Source organism: Croceimicrobium sp., assembly GCF_965228705.1.
Classification (GTDB): domain Bacteria; phylum Bacteroidota; class Bacteroidia; order Flavobacteriales; family Schleiferiaceae; genus Croceimicrobium.
Genome location: NZ_OZ245832.1, coordinates 425,778 through 445,399, shown reverse-complemented (window position 1 = coordinate 445,399; position 19,622 = coordinate 425,778). Strand labels below are relative to the sequence as shown.

The following is a 19,622-nucleotide window of genomic DNA, read 5'->3' as shown; positions in this document are numbered from 1 at the left end:
TTTCGGGCCGCCTTTTTTTATGCTTCGGTTTCTTAATCCAAATCGAGGTTAATGGTAGCATTATTAAAGATCAAAGATCCTTGTTCGTCCATATCCAGAAGAATTACCTCGTCTTTGTGGATTTCTCCCGAAAGGATTTTCTTCGACAATTCATTCAGCACTCGCTTTTGAATGACCCGCTTTACCGGGCGACCACCGTATTGGGGATCATATCCCACATCAGCTAAATACTGCACTGCCGCATCGGTAGCCTCCAATGTGATCTGCTGATCTGCCAATTGCTTTTTCACACGATTTAATTGCAAGCGTACGATCTGCATCAGATCCTTTTTCTCCAATGGAAGGAACATAATGCTTTCATCGATGCGGTTTAAGAATTCAGGCCTTACTGTTTGACGCAACAATTGCATGAGCTCTGCCCGAGTATCTTCATAAACCTGGAATTTATTGGTCTCCGTAATTTCACTGAAGCGCTCCATAATCAAGTTAGAGCCCATATTAGAGGTCATAATCACCAGGGTATTGCGGAAATTGGCTACCCGTCCCTTATTATCCGTGAGTCGACCTTCATCCAAAACCTGCAAAAGGATATTGAATACATCCGGGTGTGCCTTCTCAATCTCATCCAGTAGAACCACAGAATAAGGTTTTCGACGAACCGCTTCTGTAAGTTGCCCACCTTCATCATAACCTACATATCCGGGAGGAGCACCAATCAGGCGGCTTACAGAATGACGTTCTTGATACTCGCTCATATCAATGCGCGTCATGGCATTTTCATCGTCAAATAAAAATTCCGCCAGGGCTTTGGCCAGCTCTGTTTTACCCACACCGGTAGTACCAAAGAAAATAAAACTTCCAATCGGACGATTCTGATCCTGTAATCCCGCTCTACTTCGTCGAACGGCATCGCTTACCGCCATAATGGCTTCTTCCTGGCCTACTACCCTTTTATGCAGCTCTTGCTCCAAGCGTAGTAATTTCTCACGCTCCGACTGTAGCATTTTACTTACGGGAATGCCAGTCCAGCGACTTACCACATCGGCTATATCTTCCGAGTCTACCTCTTCTTTGATAAGAGCATCTCGGTTTTGTAAATCTTCGGCTTCCGCTTCAAACTTTTTCAATTTCGCTTCGGCCTCTTGCAATTTACCGTAGCGTATCTCGGCTACTTTACCATAGTCACCTGCCCTTTCGGCTTGCTCAGCGCTAAGGCGTAATTGTTCAATTTCTTCTTTCGCCTGCTGAATACCTTCTACGATAGACTTCTCTGAACTCCATTTAGCATTCAGACCATCGCGATCCTCATTTAATTGGGCCAATTCTTCACGAATGAGATTTTCCTTGTCCTTATCCCCTTCGCGCTTAATTGCTTCTAATTCAATCTCCAGTTGCATGATCTTGCGATCGAGGATGTCGATTTCTTCCGGTTTGGAATTTATCTCCATGCGCAGTTTAGAAGCTGCCTCGTCGATGAGATCAATTGCTTTATCCGGCAAATAGCGATCGGATATATAGCGCTGGGACAATTCTACCGAAGCAATAATTGCCTCATCCTTGATTCGCACCTTATGGTGAGTCTCATAACGTTCTTTAATTCCACGTAAAATAGATATGGCAGACTCGGTATCGGGTTCCGTAACCAGGACCTTCTGAAAGCGACGTTCGAGGGCCTTATCCTTTTCAAAGTACTTTTGATACTCATTAAGGGTTGTGGCTCCAATGGCACGCAGTTCGCCTCTGGCCAGGGCTGGTTTTAGAATATTGGCCGCATCCATGGCCCCTTCTCCACCTCCGGCACCTACCAGGGTATGAATTTCATCAATAAAGAGCACCAGATGTCCATCACTTTCAGTGACCTCCTTCACCACGGCTTTAAGTCGTTCTTCAAATTCGCCTTTATACTTGGCTCCTGCCAGAAGAGCCCCCATATCAAGACTATAGATTTTCTTGTCCTTTAGATTTTCCGGTACATCACCTTTGATAATTCGATGGGCCATTCCTTCAGCTATTGCGGTTTTACCCACCCCAGGTTCACCGATTAGCACCGGATTGTTTTTAGTCCTACGGGATAAGATTTGAAGAACGCGACGAATTTCTTCATCCCTGCCAATTACTGGATCGAGTTTACCTTCTTCGGCCAATTGATTAAGGTTCTTTGCGTATTTATCCAGAGCATTGTATTGTTCTTCGGAAGAAGCCGACGTGGCTTGATTGCCCTTTCGTAGTTCCTTTAAGGCTGTTTCCCAGCCGTCTTTACTGAAACCGCTGTCCTTCATCATTCGAGCCACCGGATCAGATCCATCCAAAAGACCATAGATCAAGTGCTCCAAGGTGATATAATCATCTTTAAGAGATTTAGCTTTATTCATAGCTTTTAATAAAGCTTGATTAGCACTTTGATCTAAATATTGATTAGCACCTTCGACCTTAGGATAAGACTTTAAGATTCCTTCCAAAGCTGAATTGAATCCGTCTTTGTTGATGCTCATTTTTGACAAAAAGAAGTCGAGGATATTTGCATCCGCCTCTTGTACTCCTTTTAATAGATGACCAGCCTGTATAGCCTGGTGCTGCATTTCCATAGCCAGGGCTTGGGCATGCTGCACTGCCTGCTGGGATTTTATGGTGAATTTACTCAGGTCCATTGCTTGCTTTTTCCTCAGATTAAGCAAATAAAAGACCAAGGCTCAAATGAACTTAAAATCTGACTACCTGTCTGATCCGGCTCCCTTAGCATGACTTTAAGTCACTGTTATTTAGAACCTTGTGCCGAGGAGTCAGGAAATAAAAAGCCCCGGCATAAATTGAGGGCTTCAATTCAAATTGAATAATTAAGATTACTATCCCAATAATTTGAATCTATAATGCCGATTTCATAATACTATTTTTTTGGAGTCTTCTGCCGAATTCTCGGCTATTGTTCCAGCAGAATTATATAAATAATTTGATCCACTATATGCAAATCGCTCAAAGTAAATTCCACTTCCCATTTGATATACTATCATTACCGTCTGTGAACCATTCCCAATGACAACATCTGCATTCAGTATACTACCCGTTTCATTTAATGATGTAGTACCAGAACTCGTACATTGTTCCCAATAAAAATTAACATTAGTTCCTTCTGAAATAACCACTTTTGCTTCATCGTCATCATGTATGAAGCTGCGGGTTCGATTAGCTCCTCCCGGCAGGCCTAAAGATGTTGTTGACTCTGACTCTTGTGGATTATTTACAGTTTGTGAATAAACCTGAGAGGTAAATATAGCTACAAGAGCTCAAACTTTAATTAGCGTGTTTTCATGATTAATAGGTATTTAAATTCGAACAATTTAATAAAAAACACGTTTTTAATTTTAGCTATTTTGGCATTTTCACCAAAAGCATACTTCCATTTAGCAAATCATTCAGATTCAGCAATAAGATTCACTCAAAATCTAGTTTTCAATCAACTAACCAACGGCCAGATCGTCCAAAACTTCATCCCTCACGGCCATTTATCATTTCTACAATACCCTTTAGGAGTTAGCTGGAATTACATTATTTTTTTCCTATTTTACTTTGCAGTTAACATTTTAATTATTAAAAGCATACCTACTCACTCTACTCAGGAAAAACTTAGTTTATTTATTATCATTCAGCTTGCCATCGGTCAACGGTTTCTACCTATCGTCTTATTCTTTCTTTTAATAAACAATAAAAAAAGCTGGTCCCTAGTGCTTTGCTCTATTCTAGTGGGTCTCTACCTAAACATTAGACTATCTCTAGGAATTGGTATACTATTCCTATGGGTTTTAAAATTGGGGATAGAAATAGCTTTTTCCAAGCCCAAGGACCGAGTTTCTAAGCTCAAGCTTTCTAGCTTGAGTCTACTCATAATTTACGCATTTGCAACATCATTTTATTATGGGAATCCATTAAAATATATAGAATATATCTCACTTATATTAACCAATTCTGAGTATTCCTTAAGCACCACTGGTAGCTTCTATAATTTCATTCCTAGCTTATTGCTATTCATAGTATTTCAGATATATTATTGGACAAACTGGCGAGGACAAAGAGTATGCATAAAATTTGTCGAATCTATTGGGATCATTCTTTTTGCTGTTTACTACATCCACACGAGACCAGACCCAGGTACCATTTATGTAGGAACTGTCCTTTTCCTGGCATTTATTTTTAGTCAAGTTGAAATTGACAAGCTAATAGTTAAATATGGGCTATTCAGCCTTTTAATTTTTGGACTCTTAATTTTAGAAAGCATTTGGCTTACAAATTCCTTTAAGCTAAGTCGTTTTGACCCCATCCACAGTTGGAAAACCCTCTACAGCGAAGTAAATAAGTCTATTGCCGGCAGCAATGCTGTTAAAATAAATTCTAATACTCAAGTATTCCCATGGGCCCAGCAGCTTTATTGGCAATCTAAAGAGGAAAGCCCCTCATTAGGTCCACACCAAATTAGCTACACTTCTCAATCTTATGAATTAGACTCTATGGCGGCTATGAGTCTTAAATCAACACTGTACTGCCATAAAGCTAATTTCAATGGAGCCAAGTACCAGGGAAACGATATAAATGGCTTCTACCTCCCATTTAGCAATGCTTTCGTTCTTTCCGCCATTCTTAATCAATTTGAAGCCGGAAAGAAAGAGGGTGAGTTTTATAAATACATAAAAAGAAATAAAGAAGTTTTCAAGCTTCCTAATCGCATTCATTTTCCAATGCAGGAACTTGTCCAAGGATTAGCTCGCAATAAATGGTATAAAGCAAAACATATAAACCTGATTGCAATAGAACAGGACTTTAATTACAAGGGCGCCATAAGCTTAGAGCTATTCTTGGGCAATGGAGAAAAAATTCTGAAACCCGTGTCTTTAGCATGCCTCAAAAAGGGTATTTACGTGGATTACTTTATCGAAGGTGCTGATTACTTTCAAAGGAGCCTTCCCATCGAAAAAATAAAACTCCAACTCCACTAATCCCCTCCTGTTAAGGCTTATGAAATACCTTAACAGGTGTTTTATAAGCCGTAATTTCATCAATGTATAGTACTTCCATTGCCTATAAAATAAAAAGCCCCGGCATAACCGGGGCTTTTTAATAGCTATAAGCTTAATTCTTATTTCACAATCAGCTTGCGAGTTACACGCTGACCATCAATACTCAAGTTTACAAAGTAAATACCTGGTGTATAATCGAAGGTTTCGAATACCAGTGAAGCGGATCCGCGCTCCAAATGGTAATCCTTCTGCATCATCATTTGGCCGAGTACATTCACGATTGTGACACTAACATCTTTCGCCTGCGCATTAAAGAGCGGCAAGTGTGTGATATCATTGGTTGGGTTTGGATTTAACTCACCAATATAAGAGTTAGGTACTGGATTGTATTCCTTGTTACCAATACGGAAGGTAGGCTTCTTATTAGTGGTAGTCATACAGAAATCGTCAATAGCCCATCCCTTATCCTGAATTGACCAGTCACTCTCAAAGCGGAAACGGAATACTGCACGGTTTGCAGCCGTATCAAATTCGAATACATAGCTGGCGGTATCCCAGTCAGCTGTATCAGTCCAACCTGGCTTAATAATATCCAGTGCAGTAACATATTCAGTATTGTACCAATTGGTTTCATTAGCAAAACCTAGTACTTGCCAGCTACGACCACCATCAAGGGTTACTTCAACTACCCCACCATCGTGATACTTCTCAGTTTCAAACTTGTGCATAAAACTGATTTCGTAGGCAGTACTGGTATCAATTACGAATACCGGGCTAAACAATCCAGATTGATCACGTGAGCGATAATTGCTATCCAATCCGGTCATCCAACATCCAGTGCCACTAAAGGCTCCTGGGAATTGTGTTGGAGTACCTCGCTCCCAGCTCCACTGACCGCGCGCATAGGTTTCGGTATTCAAAGCAATAAAGGGTAATGCGCCATTATTGTCTTCAAAGTTATTACAGTAAGCGGTATCACCATTGGCAATATCAAACTCATACTCCGGCAAAACAGCCACGGTATAACAAACGGTATCATCACTAGGACGGTTATCTACTTTGTTATTCGGACGCTGGCTGATCAAGCACATTTTGTGCAATCCAGTAGTAATTACAGATCCTGGAATAGAATCGGTGTAATCGTAACGGAAGCGGCTACCTTCGATAAAGAAACGAGGTGAAATTGCCCACTCAAAAGGTCCATCCCAGGTTAGGTTGGTTCCGGCTACATCATCGAACCACTGTGCCTTAACCTGACTGGAATCAAGAACCTTGGCTCCGGTGTTACGGATAAAGATATCTAATGGCTGAGCAAAAGTTGGAATCTGCAATGGGTTGGTAAATACCCAATCTTCAGGAGTAGCCGAGTTTTGAGGTGGAATGTATACTTCAAAATCATCGATTGCCCAACCTTCCCGGTTACGAGCCGTATTCGCTCCAGCCGTTGAGCTGAAGTAGAAACGGAATGGAATTGCGTTAGGCTCAAAGTTTAACTGCGACATTGGGAATACTGAATAGGCCCATCCCGAAGGGTTTGCACCATTAACGGAGCTTCCGGTAAATCCTTTGGTAACACCCGTACCTGCCGGACCTTGAATAGTTCCAAAATAGCCGGTATACCAGTTTTGACCAATATTAGAGAAGGTCGCCAGGTTACCACCTAATTCAATCCAACCACCTCGGTTAATTTGCACGGCACCAGCCGCGTTATTCCCCATATCTACGTTTTGGTAGAAGGCAATGGTAGCAGATACAATGGTATCGAAGTTATCCAGAGTAGGCATACGCAGTACTTCCTGCTTACCATCAATATAGTGACCAGTGCTTAGGCCGGTAGCCCAAATATTGTCACTAGCCTGTAAGGAAGAGAACTGGCTGCTGGCAGGAGCTTCTCCTCGCTCCCACTGCAAGTAATAGTTGGAGCTATTATTAGGTGACCAACTAAAGAAGCCGTACTCATCGTAATCACAATTATCAAAATCGTCATAGAAATCGAGGTCATAGCTTCCTAAACCGGTTACGGTTCTACAAACTGTATCATTAAATGAGTAGGTATCACCTGCTAAGTTTGCATAGGCACAAATTTCACATTCACCTGCAGGTATGATCACATCAATGTTCGGCATTGTTAGCGTTGCACTACTATTTGCTGGAATGTTGGTAGATGTAGTACTGGTATAAGTTGTAGTAACCCCGGCATTTGCCCCACATTTAGGTGTAATAGCCAAGGTTGCGGTTACACCAGTAGCAGTGCTGGTACCAAAGTTTCGAACTTCTACCTGCTCAATAACAGCGGGGTGATTAAACACCTGATTTGCTGGCCAGGATAAGGGTGGGTTATTAATAAACTCTACCCCAACATCCGAGGCAATACGATTGTAAATCATCACCTTATCGATAGCGATATCGGCCAAATCACCTACACCAGTGCGAGAAGCTTTAAAGCGAATTTTAATCTGCTTGTTATTATAGGCAGAAAGATTCACTCGTTTGTAGTCATAATTTGAAAGAGGATAGTTACCAGAATAGGTGTTCACCAAACTACTTGGAATAGCATTCCATACATCCGGCGCATCAACCCCAGGTTCGTTTACTTCAATTTCAATACCATCTGCATTGGCACCAACCATGTGATAGTAGAAGTCTAAGGTAGCATTAGGCATTCCGGTAAAGTCCATACACTGGGTAGTAACCATATAGGTTGATACATTCCCTGTACTACCCGTTGCTTCGGTATAGAAATACTGTCCTTTTTGATAGTGTCCATATTTTGGACCTGTACCACGAGTAAAGGTGTAGCCACTTCCAACCTTCCAAACAAATGCAGGATCTAATCCAGTCTCGGTAGTAAAGAGCGTTGTACCCGTTTGTGAGGAATTTGGAGTTACAGATTCAAAATCCATTACCAGGGGATACGTATTGTAGGATGCGACGTGAGTAATCGTAGCACTGGATGCAGAGTCATTATCAGGAATAGTATCCATAGCATGATTAGCCCATACATGAATATTATAAGTTCCCAGGGCAGACATATTCGCAGTGGTAGTCAGCGTATAAGTAGCTGTATCCCCTGTTCCTAAAGTAAGGGTGGCCGTTTCGTTTTGTATGGCACCACTATTGGTCTGAATTTGCAAGGGCAGACTCAATAAACTATCGCAACCATTATTACGAATTACTACTTCAATGGTTTCCGCAGAGCTATAGGAACAAAGTCCTTCCACTGGAGCAGTTACTTCTAAAATCTCTGCATCTACCGGAGTAGGTTCAAAAATTCGTAAGTCGTCAATCGCCATGTCCGCGCGAGCTGCCGCACCCACTTTGGTGGTTTGCTTGGCTGATAAGAATCGAATTCGGATGAATTGACCATTAAATTCCTTCAATGGAATCAAAGCGCGCTCCCAAGGATCGGACTGTGCTTTTTGTTGCTCTTTACGAATAAAATAATAGCCTGTATACCAAGCGGGGTTATTGGTACCCGTGTCGATATCAATACGCATAGTTCCCATATCCTCACCAAAGAAATGGTAGTAGAATTCGAGGGCATAGCAACGTGTAACATTGGTAAGGTCAATACAAGGGGTAATTAAGGTAGTAGTCGTGTTCTGGTTACCTTGAGAACCTTCTGCATAAACATATTTTGCACCACCAGGGGTATGATTACCATTTGGCCCTGTAAAAGGAGTTCCTGTGGTTCCGGTTCGAATACTCCAGGCATATCCTGTAGAGTTTTCAGGTGGTTGCACATTCCAGTATCTCATACCAGTTTGCTCATTCGGGAAATTACCGCGATGGGTAGTACCATTGTCGCCCAGACCGGTACCTGCAACCCATTCTGGACCTTCAAAATTTTCTACCCAAGGGAAGGTTTTAATGGTTCCTGGTAAAGTTCCGCAGTCTGGAGCCCCACATTTAAAGGGTAATCCAGCTTGTGGCCAGAAGCGGATATAAGCATTCTGCGGATTCGCGAGGGAATCTGGGAAGCGTGCTGTATTTGGGCAAGCTAAATCCCAGGCCTTAAAGTAGTATTCAATGGTATCTCCAACCTGCACACTATTGAAGGTACCTTGATATTCGAAGTTACTGGCGCTGGTAAGAGTTAAATTAAAGTTCTGCCAGGCACCGGTTCCTGAAGAATTGATCACTCGGTAAAATACGGTAACACTGTCAATTCCACTCACCCAAGTTGGATGTGTTGCACCACCCGCAACGGTATCTGTTACACGAGCTCCAACCTTATAGTTATTAGTTGGCTCCTGGGTAATCGCACCGGTAGGACGAATTGGGAAACAAGGAATGGGAGTATAGTTAAAGTGGAATAAAGGAGGGAATAATTCACAGTTAGACCCGGTAATCACCAGGTTATCTACCCACCATCCATCACCGTAATTACGTCCGGTAAGGTTAGGGTTTAATACTTCAAAACAAGAAAATTCGATCTGCACATTAGGATAACCATTTCCGTTTGCGTCGATGGCAAGGTTCGAAATATCGAAACGCTCTGATTGCCACCAAGAATTTTGTACGGGGGGATCCGTACCGGCAAACCAATGGTTTATACCCTGGTTGGGAATATTGTAGGATGCCTCCTGGAAGTTCGAGGAAGAACGCCAGTTACTTGTTCCCAGGTAAATTACATTGTTATTATTCAGAGTAGTCCAAGTCGCACCATTGTCCGTAGAAATACGAATCAATCCAGAGTTTACCTGATTGATCTTGGCAATGTGATAAAAGTTTAAGAAGACGAAAGTCTTTCCAACCGTACTAAATGAGTTAGTGCGGAAAACCACTTCTGAACTATTCGAACCAGTGGCAGGTGCCTGCACCTTACCATGATAAGATTGGTTGCCACTAATGGAGACGTTATTGGTGTCTTTCCACACTGTGGTTGCCGTTCCGAGAGATAATGTGGTAATAGAATCTCCAGGGTCAAAAGTTTCAATAAATAGAGTATCGATTTGGGCTGATAAGCTTGCACTTAGCAGGAATCCAAAAAAGAGAAGTAGCAACTTCTTCATAAAGGTAGTATTTGTGCAGTTTTTGACGTTGCACAAATATAATAAGTCACTACGATTAACAATTTGGTAATTATTCTTTGCGCCCTTTTTTTATTTAACGCGCAGACTAGCCAAACGCTTCCCTTCTAAAAAAAGTTCCAAATTATCGTTCGGTTGAACCGCTCCAACCCCGGAGGGAGTTCCGGTGAAAATCAGATCTCCTATCTTGAGGGTGAAGTACTTAGATACTTCCGCAATCAATTTATCAATCGAAAAAAGCATATCACTGCTCTTCCCGACCTGCACCATTTCGCCATTGCGTTGCAGGCTAAAATTTAGTTGAGAAAGATTGAAATCTTTTACCTTTTTCCAGGGTCCCAGGAAGGCAGAACCATCAAAAGCCTTCGCTTTTTCCCATGGCAAACCCTTCGATTTCAGCTCAGATTGCAAATCACGGGCAGTAAAATCCAGGCCTAAAGTGAAGTCATTATAATAGCGATGGGCGAAGCGCTCTTCGATATGCTTTCCGAGTCGATCAATGCGAATTACGATCTCCAACTCATGCTGCACATTTTCACTAAAGTCTGGAATAAAGAAGGCATTGCCTTTGGGCAAAATTGCACTGTCGGGCTTCATGAAAATCACCGGCTCTTCGGGAATTTGATTGGCTAATTCCCGGGCATGATCTGCATAATTCCGACCAATACAGATGATCTTCACGACTGCAGTTTTCGCAATTTAATGGAGGTAAGTACCTTTTTGGTATAAAGCGGGAAATCTGCGTTTTGTACCCAACCATAATAGCCTGGATCCCTTTCCAGGACTTGTTCCACGGGCTGATTTCGGTACTTACCAAAGCTAAAGCACTCTATTCCCTCCTCATTATAAATGATAAATCCAGCAAAGTCTACCGCTTTAAAGCGATTACTAAATTCTGCCAAAAAGCCCATATCATTCTCCAGGTCTTCGTAGCGATCCAGCTGGCTTTTCAGGATTTCATAAGTAGCTTCGGTATCTGCTTCAGCAGAATGGGCATTTTCCAATATCTTCCCGCAGTAGAATTGATATGCCGCACTTAAGGTACGTTGCTCCTTCTTGTGGAAAATATTTTGCACGTCTACAGCCACTCTTTTCCCCATATCGAAATCGATATCCGCACGAAGGAACTCTTCTACCAATAAGGGAATGTCGTATTTATTAGAGTTGTAACCGGCGAGATCCGAGTCCTTGATCATGTCAAGAACCCGGTGCGCCAATTCCTTAAAGGTAGGCTCATTCGCTACCTTCTCATTTGTAATACCGTGAATGGCAATTACCTCCTCCGACATTTGCATTTCCGGATTTACCAGCCAGGTACGGCTTTCGCGGTTTCCGTTCGGGTAGATCTTCAAAATACTGATCTCCACAATTCGATCTTTGGTTACCGAGGTTCCGGTTGCTTCCAGATCAAAAAAGCAAATGGGTCGTTTGAGGCTTAGTTCCATAATTTAAAATTCGCGGTTGGGATCGAACTGTTCGAGGTAATCTGCTACCCGACGAACAAACATTCCTCCCAAAGCACCATCTACCACGCGGTGATCATAGCTATGACTAAGGAACATTTTATGACGAATGGCGATCATATCTCCTTCAGGAGTTTCAACCACCGCTGGTTTCTTAATGATGGCCCCAGCAGCCATAATCGCTACCTGAGGCTGGTTGATGATAGGCGTTCCTAATACATTACCAAAGGTTCCAACATTGGTTAAAGTATAGGTGCCACCAGAAATTTCATCGGGACTTAATTTGTTTTCGCGAGCACGACGGGCCAAATCATTCACCTGCTTGGTTAAGCCTACCAAATTGTAATTGTCGGCATTCTTAATTACCGGAACAATCAAGTTCCCGCTTGGTAAAGCCGCTGCCATCCCAATATTGATATTTCCACGCTTAATGATATTGGTGCCATCAACACTCACATTGATCAATGGGAAATCTTTAATCGCTTTCACCAGGGCCTCAATGATAAGGGGGGTAAAAGTGATTTTTTCGCCTTCGCGCTTGAGGAATTCTCCCTTCACTTTGTTTCTCCAGTTTACCAGATTGGTAACATCCGCTTCCACGAAGGAAGTTACGTGTGGAGAAGTATGTTTTGACATCACCATATGATCCGCAATCATCTTGCGCATGCGGTCCATCTCAATAATTTCGTCATTAGCGCCCATTGATACCGGAGCAGCAGGCTTAGGAGCTGGAGCTGACTTAGCCGCAGGGGCTGCACTTGGGGCTGCTTTAGCGGCTGGCGCCGGAGTACTAGCTGCAGGTGCAGAGCCGCGATTGTCTACATAGGCTAAAATATCCGCTTTAGTTACGCGACCTTCAGAGCCACTGCCATCCAATTTTTCGAGTTCTTCCAGGCTTACGTTCTCCTCCTTGGCGATAGAGCGAACTAAGGGGGAGAAGAATTTACCATTGGCACTGCGAGGAATCTCTACTGCTGCAGTAGCAACACCATTGGCCACCATTTTTTCCGCTTCTTGAGCAGCGGCCGGAGCCGGAGCAGATTCTTGAGTAGGCGCTTCAGATGCTGGAGCAGAAGGAGCCGCTGATGCACCACCTTCCGTTTCGATAATGGCAATTACCTGCCCTACCTGCACTACATCATCCTCATTAAAGAGCTTCTTCTTAAGCACCCCATCTTCTGGAGCTGGTACTTCACTGTCTACCTTATCGGTTGCAATTTCCAGTACAGACTCTTCCGCTTCGATTGTGTCGCCTTCTTCCTTTAACCATTTGATGATGGTTGCCTCGGCTACACTTTCGCCCATTTTGGGCATGATCAATTCGATTTCTGCCATAATTCGAGAGGTGATTAAATAGCTTTTTTAAGGCCGCAAAGGTATGAAATCTATGAGCTTAAAACAGGTCTTATCGCCCAGCAGATTTATTTTCCGAGGGATTTGCGGTATTGCCAGATAAAGGCCAGATCCTTTTGCCAGTCGTAGTCCTTGGCATAGAGTTGATTAAGCTGCCGCTGAATAGACTCATCCCTGCGATTAGTTTGTAGGGCCAAATCCAGTCCCAGAACGCCTGGTGCCAGTCGCGGCAGTTCCTTGGTCCTCCCATTTTCGGCATAAGCCACCCAGGTTTTACGCCCAATAAGCACCTGAAATATATTGCCCATAAACTGAAATGGCTTTTTAAAAAACCAGGCTATTAGCGGACTAAGAAGCAGAAGTCCCATGGCAATGGTAAAATCCAGTATTCGCTTGGCGCGACGATTCTCCGATTTATCGACACTGTTAAAATCCTGGGTATACCATGATCCCTGTGAATGGATAGAATTACTGCCAATAATGAATTGACTTTCGCCCGGGGCAATTTTGAATTCCAAATCAAAGTCCTGCAGATTACGCATCGCCTTAAAAATCGCTTCCGCCGGAAGGCTGGCCGAGCAGAAGATGATTTCGTCTATTTGAAAAACCCGCACTAAATCTGGTAAATCTTCAGTACTTCCAACAAAAGGTTCCTTATGCTCCCCCTGGGTACTTACCCATCCGCAAAAGCTTAATTGAGGTTGATTACTGCGCAATAATTTGTGGACCCGCTCCAACTCCTCTCCTTCTCCAACCAGGAGAATCCTTAAATCCTTTTTTACTGAAACGAGAATCGCTTTTTTGCTAATCATCGACCAGGCATAGCGCCAGAGTAGTGATGATAATCCTGCCCATAGAGCTCCTAATATGATAATCGCGCGCGAAAACCGCCAGGCCTCCGGAATTAAACTGTAGGCAACTAAAATGCCCACCGTTCCTAAAATCAGGCCTCTTAATACTTGCCCTATCCGTACTTGTTTATCGTAGACCCCGGTTAGATATAAACTCCCTACCCAAAAAGCAATATAGCTTGGCACAGCAATTTGCATCAATTCCGGTGGATACTCCCCACCTTGTATAAAGCGATGGTTATGCTCCCAATATTCTTTGATATAATAAAGTCCACCGTATAGAAATAGGATATCCACAAGCGGGGTACTCAGTCTTTTAATCAAGCGACCTAATACCGCAGCTCCTGCGCGCAGGTAAATGGCCAGATTAATGAAGAGTGAATAAAAACGGGCATAGCTGCTGCTAAAATGCTTCTCGGTAAAAATCACCATCGCCTTATAAAAGACGCGCACATAGTTTAAGGAGCCCTTCTTTGTAGACTCTCCCTTATAATGGATTATCGTGCTATCGGCCAGATAATAATTTTTGTAGCCCCCTTTTAAAATCCGGTAGCTCAAGTCTATGTCTTCGCCATACATAAAGAAGTCTTCATCAAGCAAGCCTACTTCATCCAAAACCGATTTACGCATAAGCATATAGGCTCCGGCCAATATCTCCACTTCCTGATTTTCATCTTCCGAAAGGTGGCCCATATAATAGCGGGCAAATTTCTTGGAACGTGGAAAAATTGCCGTTAATCCAAAGATCTTGTAAAAAGCTACCCAAGGGGTTGGTAAGCCTCTTTTGGATTCTGGCAGGTAATTGCCTTTTCCATCAATCATTTTAATCCCCAAGCCACCGGCATCCGGATGGGCATCCATAAACTCCAGGCTTTTGCGAAAGGTATGTTCCTCTACCACCGTGTCTGGATTGAGTAATAATACATACTCTCCCTTCGATTGACGGATCGCCTGATTATTGGCTTTGGAAAAACCCGGATTATCGGAATTGGCAATCAGCTTTACTTGCGGAAACTGCTCCTGAACCATTTCCACTGAGCTGTCCTTCGAATCATTATCTACCACAAAAACCTCTGCCTCAATGCCATCCAGGGCCTTGTAAACCGATTTTAAGCACTGCTCTAAAAAGTAGCGCACATTGTAGTTAACGATTACGATGCTAAGCTTCATGGTTCCAAAAGGGCTTCTCCCCATTCTACGGCTTTAGAATGTCCTTCCATTAAAACATTCTGTTGACCGATTTCCGGCAAATATAAAATTCGCAAGCCAGCCGCGCGAGCTGAATCCAGCTCTTCCTCACTAGAGTAATGATCGATGATATGCTGGCTTTCCGGATATTTAAATACCAATTCCGGCCAATACCATCCGGCAATCACCAAGGCTGGTGCTTCATTTTGCAAGGCTGAGATAGAACGTTCAACCGTTTGGGAACGTACCATTCGTTTCCCCTGATCGATTAATAGAGGTCCTTGTAAGGGCGAACAGTAAATAGTTTTCCCACCGGCCTCAAACTCAATAGAACCAAGGGCTGGTGTCGCTCCTCGCCACTCATCTTTATAATCAAAACCAAAGAAAAGCAAGGAAAAAAGACTCATATAGGCTACCCATCTTGCTCTACTTTCTGGGCTATAGGTGGCCCAAAAAAGTAGGATAAATGGAACAGCCGGTATGAAAAACTCCGCTTTAAAGGGCAGTCGCATAAAAACGGCCAATTGCATGGCAATAACCACTATCAAAAAAAGAGGCAGGTTCAGTGCCTTTAAATGATCCGGACTAAAATGTTGCGCTTTTTGTCGAAAAAAACCGGGAATGGAAATCAGGAAATAAAGTAATAGAGGTAAGCCCAATATCCCCAAGCCTAACTTGTACAATACCGAAGCCCAGCCTGGAAAAGGTGGTTTATGGAAATCCAAGAAGGCCAGGCCATATTCCGAAAACGGCAGGCTATAGGCCAGAGCCGAAATCAATACCGCTACACTTCCCATCTGCAATATGGGGCGCCAATTTCGCCAACCCAGCATCAAAGCGAAAGGCAAAGCAAAGCCCAGAGAACTAATTCGAAATCCCGTGGCCAAGCCTATAAACAGTCCGGCCAAGGCATATTGCCTTAAAAGCAGACTGCGATAAGCCAATAGAATAAAGGCCAGGGCAAAATTATAATCAATGGTATAAGTGCCAGCAATAAAGAATACCGGGATAAAATTGAAGCTCAAGGCCCAATACCACGCTTTGGGAATGCGATGTAGTTTTAAGATCTCATAGAAGGCCCAAACCGCCAGTGCTGTAATTAGAGCGCTGAGAAAATTATAAACGAAATAGCTATGGTTGAGAGGATATAAAAGGCTTAGCAAGATCTCCTGCAAAGGATGTCCAGGTAAACGAGAAACTTCATAAACTCCGGTTTCAGAAATTACCCTGGCATTTAAGGCATTACTCCAGGCATCGAACTCCTTTCCATAACCCGCCCATAAAAAAGGAAGGCGACAAACCAAAGCAACAATAAAGAGCGCCAGGCCCTTAAGGGAGTTTAGCATTAGGATCGATTTTGTTGCAAGGATTGCTCATAGGGCAAGCGGTGCTGAATACTGCGAGCTAAAGTAAGCTCATCCGCATATTCCAATTGATCCCCTACAGCGATACCTCTGGCAATGGAGGACAATTTCAGGCCTTTATCCTTCAATTTCTTGTAAATATAAAATCCCGTGGTCTCTCCTTCCATGGTCCCACTCAGGGCAAAAATCACTTCTTGAACCTTAGCTTCCTCTACCTTATCCAATAAGCTCTGTAAGTTTAGGCCTCCAGGGCCGATTCCGTCCATAGGGCTTATCAAGGCCCCTAAAACCTGATATACACCTTTGTACTGCCCTGTATTCTCAATGGCCATTACATCTCGAATATCTTCAACTACACAGACCAATGACTGCTCGCGAGCCGGATTTTCACAAATTTCACAGAGCTCTCGATCACTAAGATTGCCACAGGAAGCACAGCGCTTCACTCTTTGCTTTAAATCCAAAAGACTTCCTGCCAATGCCTCAACTTCATTCTCGTCGCAACGCAGTAAGTGTAAAGCCAGGCGCAAAGCGGTTTTGCGCCCAATTCCGGGCAAGCCGGAAATTTCCAAGACCGCTTTTTCCAAGTATTTTGATGAAAAGTCCATGCGACAAAGATAAAGGCGCTTAGAGGCAATTTATTTTATTTGTGAAAAATTCCTCCATGGATGCAACTTTGCTTATCGGCCTTATTGTAGCTTATTTCGGCCTTCTCATCTTAATTAGCTATTTCACCGGTAAGAGCGACGATAATCAAGCTTTCTTTTTAGGCAATCGACAAAGTCCATGGTATGCTGTTGCTTTTGGTATGGTGGGCGCCTCTCTCTCGGGAGTCACCTTTTTATCGGTGCCTGGATTAGTAGCCAATAATTCCTTTGCTTATATGCAAGTAGTACTGGGCTATGTAGCTGGTTACCTCGTTATTATCCAAGTCCTTCTCCCCCTCTACTACCGACTGCAATTAACCAGTATTTATACCTATTTAGAAGGTCGTTTTGGCAGAAGTTCTTATACTACCGGATCTATTTTCTTTTTACTCTCCCGCGTTATTGGTGCTGCCTTTCGATTGTACCTCATTGCCATTGTTCTGCAAACCGCCATTTTCGATTCACTCGAAATTCCCTTCTGGTTAACGGTGGTAATTACCATTATCTTAATTTGGGTTTACACCTTCCGCAGCGGGATTAAAACCATTATTTGGACCGATACTCTGCAAACCACCTTTATGCTGGCTGCAGTAATCATAACCATTGTCACCATTCAGCAAAAGCTCATCCCAGAAGGTGGACTATTGCGCTATATCAATGATTCAGATTATTCGCGAATCTTCTTTTTCGACGACTGGAAATCCGGTAATTACTTCTTTAAAAACTTCCTCAGCGGGATGTTCATTACCATTGTGATGACGGGCTTGGATCAAGATATGATGCAAAAGAACCTCAGCTGTCGAAGTTTGGGGGATGCTCGAAAAAATATGTTTTGGCTGGCCCTTACCCTGGTTGTGGTCAACTTCATATTTTTATCTCTAGGCGTATTGCTTTACGATTTTGCGGATGCGCAATCCATCAGTTTTGCCAAGCCTGATGAACTCTATACCCAGGTAGCTTTGAGTGGCACTTTAGGAACTACCGTGCTAATCCTCTTTATTTTAGGTTTGGTTGCAGCAGCCTATTCCAGTGCCGATTCGGCTCTTACCGCTCTTACCACCGCTTTTTGTGTGGACATTCTACGCATCGAAAAAATGGAGGCCAGGCAGTCGAAACGAACCCGGAAAATCGTACACCTGGGTTTTTCCTTTGTTCTCTTTCTGGTAATCCTAATCTTCCGTCAGCTTAATGACGATAGTGTCATCAACGAGCTATTCACAGCGGCCGGCTATACCTACGGACCACTTTTGGGTCTCTATGCTTTTGGTTTATACACTAAGCGATCGGTAAAAGATAAGTGGGTTCCGTTGGCCGCTATAGCCTCTCCTTTACTGGCTTTCGGCATTCGTTACTATGCTAAAGAATGGTATCAATATAGCATGAGCTTTGAGCATCTTATCATCAATGGATTATTGATGTTTCTATTTTTGGCTATGCTTTCGCGGAAGGCTTAAAGCCCTTAATTTTGTCGAAAATGAAATTTATGCGCTTTGCTGGTATTTTCCTGCTTGTAATTCTTTTCCAAAGCTGTAGCGATCCTAATCAATTTAAAGAGAGTCATTACAATGGCTATGCTCAGGGAACTACCTTTCATATCAGCTACCTGTACAAAGGCGATGATATTGCCGATATGGATAAAGTTCTGAAGCAGCATTTCGAAGCCGTAGATTTGGCTTTGAGCACTTACAAAGACAATTCCTTAATCAGCCGGATTAATCGCGGTGATACGATAGAAACCAACGATATCTTCCAAATCGTTCACAATAAGTCGTTGGAGGTTTGGAAAGCTTCTGGAGGTTATTTCGACCCCACAGTAGGCAAATTGGTGCGCTTTTGGGGCTTTGGGCCCGATGCGCGTCGAGCAGTAGATACATCTGCGGTAGATAGTATTAAGGCCTATATCGGTTTAGAACGCTTAGATCCCATTGCGGCACGCTGGGCTATTCCAAGTGGAATGGAACTCGACTACAATGCCATTGCCCAAGGCTATACCGTAGATCTACTATGCGAAATGCTGGAAGCCCGTGGTATTAAAAATTACATGGTTGAAGTAGGTGGCGAGGTACGCTGTTTAGGCCATAACCTAAAGGAAGAAGCCTGGCGAATCGGAGTAGATAAACCAACCGAGAATATCGACCAACAGGATCGTTTTCAGTTTATCCTAGGAATGGACTCCATGTCCTTAGCTACTTCCGGCAACTACCGAAAATTTTGGGTAGATACGATTAGCGGAATGCGCTATGCCCATACCATCAATACCCAAACTGGATATCCGGCGAAAAACCGACTTTTAAGTGCCTCGGTTATTGCTCCTACCTGCATGGAAGCCGATGCTTATGCTACGGCATTTATGAGCATGGGACTACAGAAGAGCCTGGAATTCTTGCGGAATTCTCAAGCTCCGCTGGAAGTTTATTTGATCTATTCTGAAGAAGGAAAAGAAGATTGGCAGGTATACCAATCCGAAGGATTTAAAGCTAAAATCCTGAATTAAATTTCCTGAGTACGAATAATACCATTATCGGTATCGTCTTTACGGCACTGATCTTTGGGTGCCGCACCACAAAAGGCACAAGACTCTCCTTCTTCATTTAAAAAGGGACTGTTACTCGCACAGGTTCCTGAAAATTCACCGTCCTTTTTCGCCCAAATCTTAATGGCGATTCCGGCAAAACCCAATCCCAACAAAAGTGCCGCCACTAAAAAAACTTGCATCT

12 protein-coding genes are annotated in these 19,622 nt (G+C 43.2%); 3 read left to right on the top strand and 9 right to left on the bottom strand.

What is annotated here, in order from left to right:
* Window positions 1–32: 32 nt before the first annotated feature.
* A complete protein-coding gene (clpB, locus tag ACO05P_RS01835; RefSeq protein ID WP_421753086.1) occupies window positions 33–2,648 on the bottom strand; it encodes an ATP-dependent chaperone ClpB in 2,616 nt (871 codons plus the stop codon).
* Window positions 2,649–3,305: 657 nt separating this feature from the next.
* Between clpB and ACO05P_RS01830 the strand changes: the two genes are divergently transcribed.
* Window positions 3,306–4,985 carry a hypothetical protein gene (locus ACO05P_RS01830; protein WP_421753085.1) on the top strand — a complete coding sequence of 560 codons (1,680 nt, stop codon included), beginning with the start codon at window positions 3,306–3,308 and terminating at the stop codon, window positions 4,983–4,985.
* 140 nt (window positions 4,986–5,125) lie between these two features.
* Here the strand turns inward: ACO05P_RS01830 and ACO05P_RS01825 are convergent, their stop codons facing one another.
* From ACO05P_RS01825 to recR, 7 genes are all read right to left on the bottom strand, one after another.
* A complete protein-coding gene (locus tag ACO05P_RS01825) occupies window positions 5,126–10,021 on the bottom strand; it encodes a T9SS type A sorting domain-containing protein (protein ID WP_421753084.1) in 4,896 nt (1,631 codons plus the stop codon).
* A gap of 90 nt (window positions 10,022–10,111) precedes the next feature.
* Complete coding sequence (locus ACO05P_RS01820) at window positions 10,112–10,720, bottom strand: fumarylacetoacetate hydrolase family protein (RefSeq protein ID WP_421753083.1); 609 nt, start codon at window positions 10,718–10,720, stop codon at window positions 10,112–10,114.
* Window positions 10,717–11,484 carry an exonuclease domain-containing protein gene (locus ACO05P_RS01815; protein WP_421753082.1) on the bottom strand — a complete coding sequence of 256 codons (768 nt, stop codon included), beginning with the start codon at window positions 11,482–11,484 and terminating at the stop codon, window positions 10,717–10,719. Before ACO05P_RS01815 ends, ACO05P_RS01820 begins: the two co-directional genes overlap by 4 nt.
* 3 nt (window positions 11,485–11,487) lie before the next feature.
* Window positions 11,488–12,837: a dihydrolipoamide acetyltransferase family protein gene (locus tag ACO05P_RS01810; protein WP_421753081.1), complete on the bottom strand. Its 1,350-nt coding sequence runs from the start codon at window positions 12,835–12,837 to the stop codon at window positions 11,488–11,490.
* 86 nt (window positions 12,838–12,923) lie between these two features.
* The gene (locus ACO05P_RS01805; RefSeq protein WP_421753080.1) at window positions 12,924–14,900 is read right to left on the bottom strand and encodes a glycosyltransferase; all 1,977 of its coding nucleotides are present in this window, start codon (window positions 14,898–14,900) and stop codon (window positions 12,924–12,926) included.
* Window positions 14,873–16,240 (bottom strand): ArnT family glycosyltransferase, encoded by a 1,368-nt coding sequence (locus ACO05P_RS01800; protein WP_421753079.1) that lies wholly within the window; start codon window positions 16,238–16,240, stop codon window positions 14,873–14,875. Before ACO05P_RS01800 ends, ACO05P_RS01805 begins: the two co-directional genes overlap by 28 nt.
* Window positions 16,240–16,866, bottom strand: a complete 627-nt coding sequence (recR, locus tag ACO05P_RS01795; RefSeq protein ID WP_421753078.1) for a recombination mediator RecR — start codon at window positions 16,864–16,866, stop codon at window positions 16,240–16,242. The genes ACO05P_RS01800 and recR overlap by 1 nt, the downstream gene beginning before the upstream one ends.
* Before the next feature lie 56 nt (window positions 16,867–16,922).
* Between recR and ACO05P_RS01790 the strand changes: the two genes are divergently transcribed.
* Entirely contained in the window at window positions 16,923–18,359 is a 1,437-nt protein-coding gene (locus ACO05P_RS01790; protein WP_421753077.1) for a sodium:solute symporter, read from the top strand.
* Between the two features lie 20 nt (window positions 18,360–18,379).
* Window positions 18,380–19,399: an FAD:protein FMN transferase gene (locus tag ACO05P_RS01785; protein ID WP_421753076.1), complete on the top strand. Its 1,020-nt coding sequence runs from the start codon at window positions 18,380–18,382 to the stop codon at window positions 19,397–19,399.
* Here ACO05P_RS01785 and ACO05P_RS01780 read toward each other — a convergent pair.
* Window positions 19,396–19,620: a membrane or secreted protein gene (locus ACO05P_RS01780; protein WP_421753075.1), complete on the bottom strand. Its 225-nt coding sequence runs from the start codon at window positions 19,618–19,620 to the stop codon at window positions 19,396–19,398. The two genes, ACO05P_RS01785 and ACO05P_RS01780, sit on opposite strands and share 4 nt — an antisense overlap.
* Window positions 19,621–19,622 lie beyond the last annotated feature (2 nt).

Coding starts and splice junctions, on each gene's coding strand:
- ACO05P_RS01830 (WP_421753085.1), top strand. CDS start 3,306: ATGATTAATAGGTATTTAAATTCGAACAATTTAATAAAAAACACGTTT.
- ACO05P_RS01825 (WP_421753084.1), bottom strand. CDS start 10,021: ATGAAGAAGTTGCTACTTCTCTTTTTTGGATTCCTGCTAAGTGCAAGC.
- ACO05P_RS01790 (WP_421753077.1), top strand. CDS start 16,923: ATGGATGCAACTTTGCTTATCGGCCTTATTGTAGCTTATTTCGGCCTT.
- recR (WP_421753078.1), bottom strand. CDS start 16,866: ATGGACTTTTCATCAAAATACTTGGAAAAAGCGGTCTTGGAAATTTCC.
- ACO05P_RS01785 (WP_421753076.1), top strand. CDS start 18,380: ATGAAATTTATGCGCTTTGCTGGTATTTTCCTGCTTGTAATTCTTTTC.
- ACO05P_RS01810 (WP_421753081.1), bottom strand. CDS start 12,837: ATGGCAGAAATCGAATTGATCATGCCCAAAATGGGCGAAAGTGTAGCC.
- clpB (WP_421753086.1), bottom strand. CDS start 2,648: ATGGACCTGAGTAAATTCACCATAAAATCCCAGCAGGCAGTGCAGCAT.
- ACO05P_RS01800 (WP_421753079.1), bottom strand. CDS start 16,240: ATGCTAAACTCCCTTAAGGGCCTGGCGCTCTTTATTGTTGCTTTGGTT.
- ACO05P_RS01815 (WP_421753082.1), bottom strand. CDS start 11,484: ATGGAACTAAGCCTCAAACGACCCATTTGCTTTTTTGATCTGGAAGCA.
- ACO05P_RS01780 (WP_421753075.1), bottom strand. CDS start 19,620: ATGCAAGTTTTTTTAGTGGCGGCACTTTTGTTGGGATTGGGTTTTGCC.
- ACO05P_RS01805 (WP_421753080.1), bottom strand. CDS start 14,900: ATGGGGAGAAGCCCTTTTGGAACCATGAAGCTTAGCATCGTAATCGTT.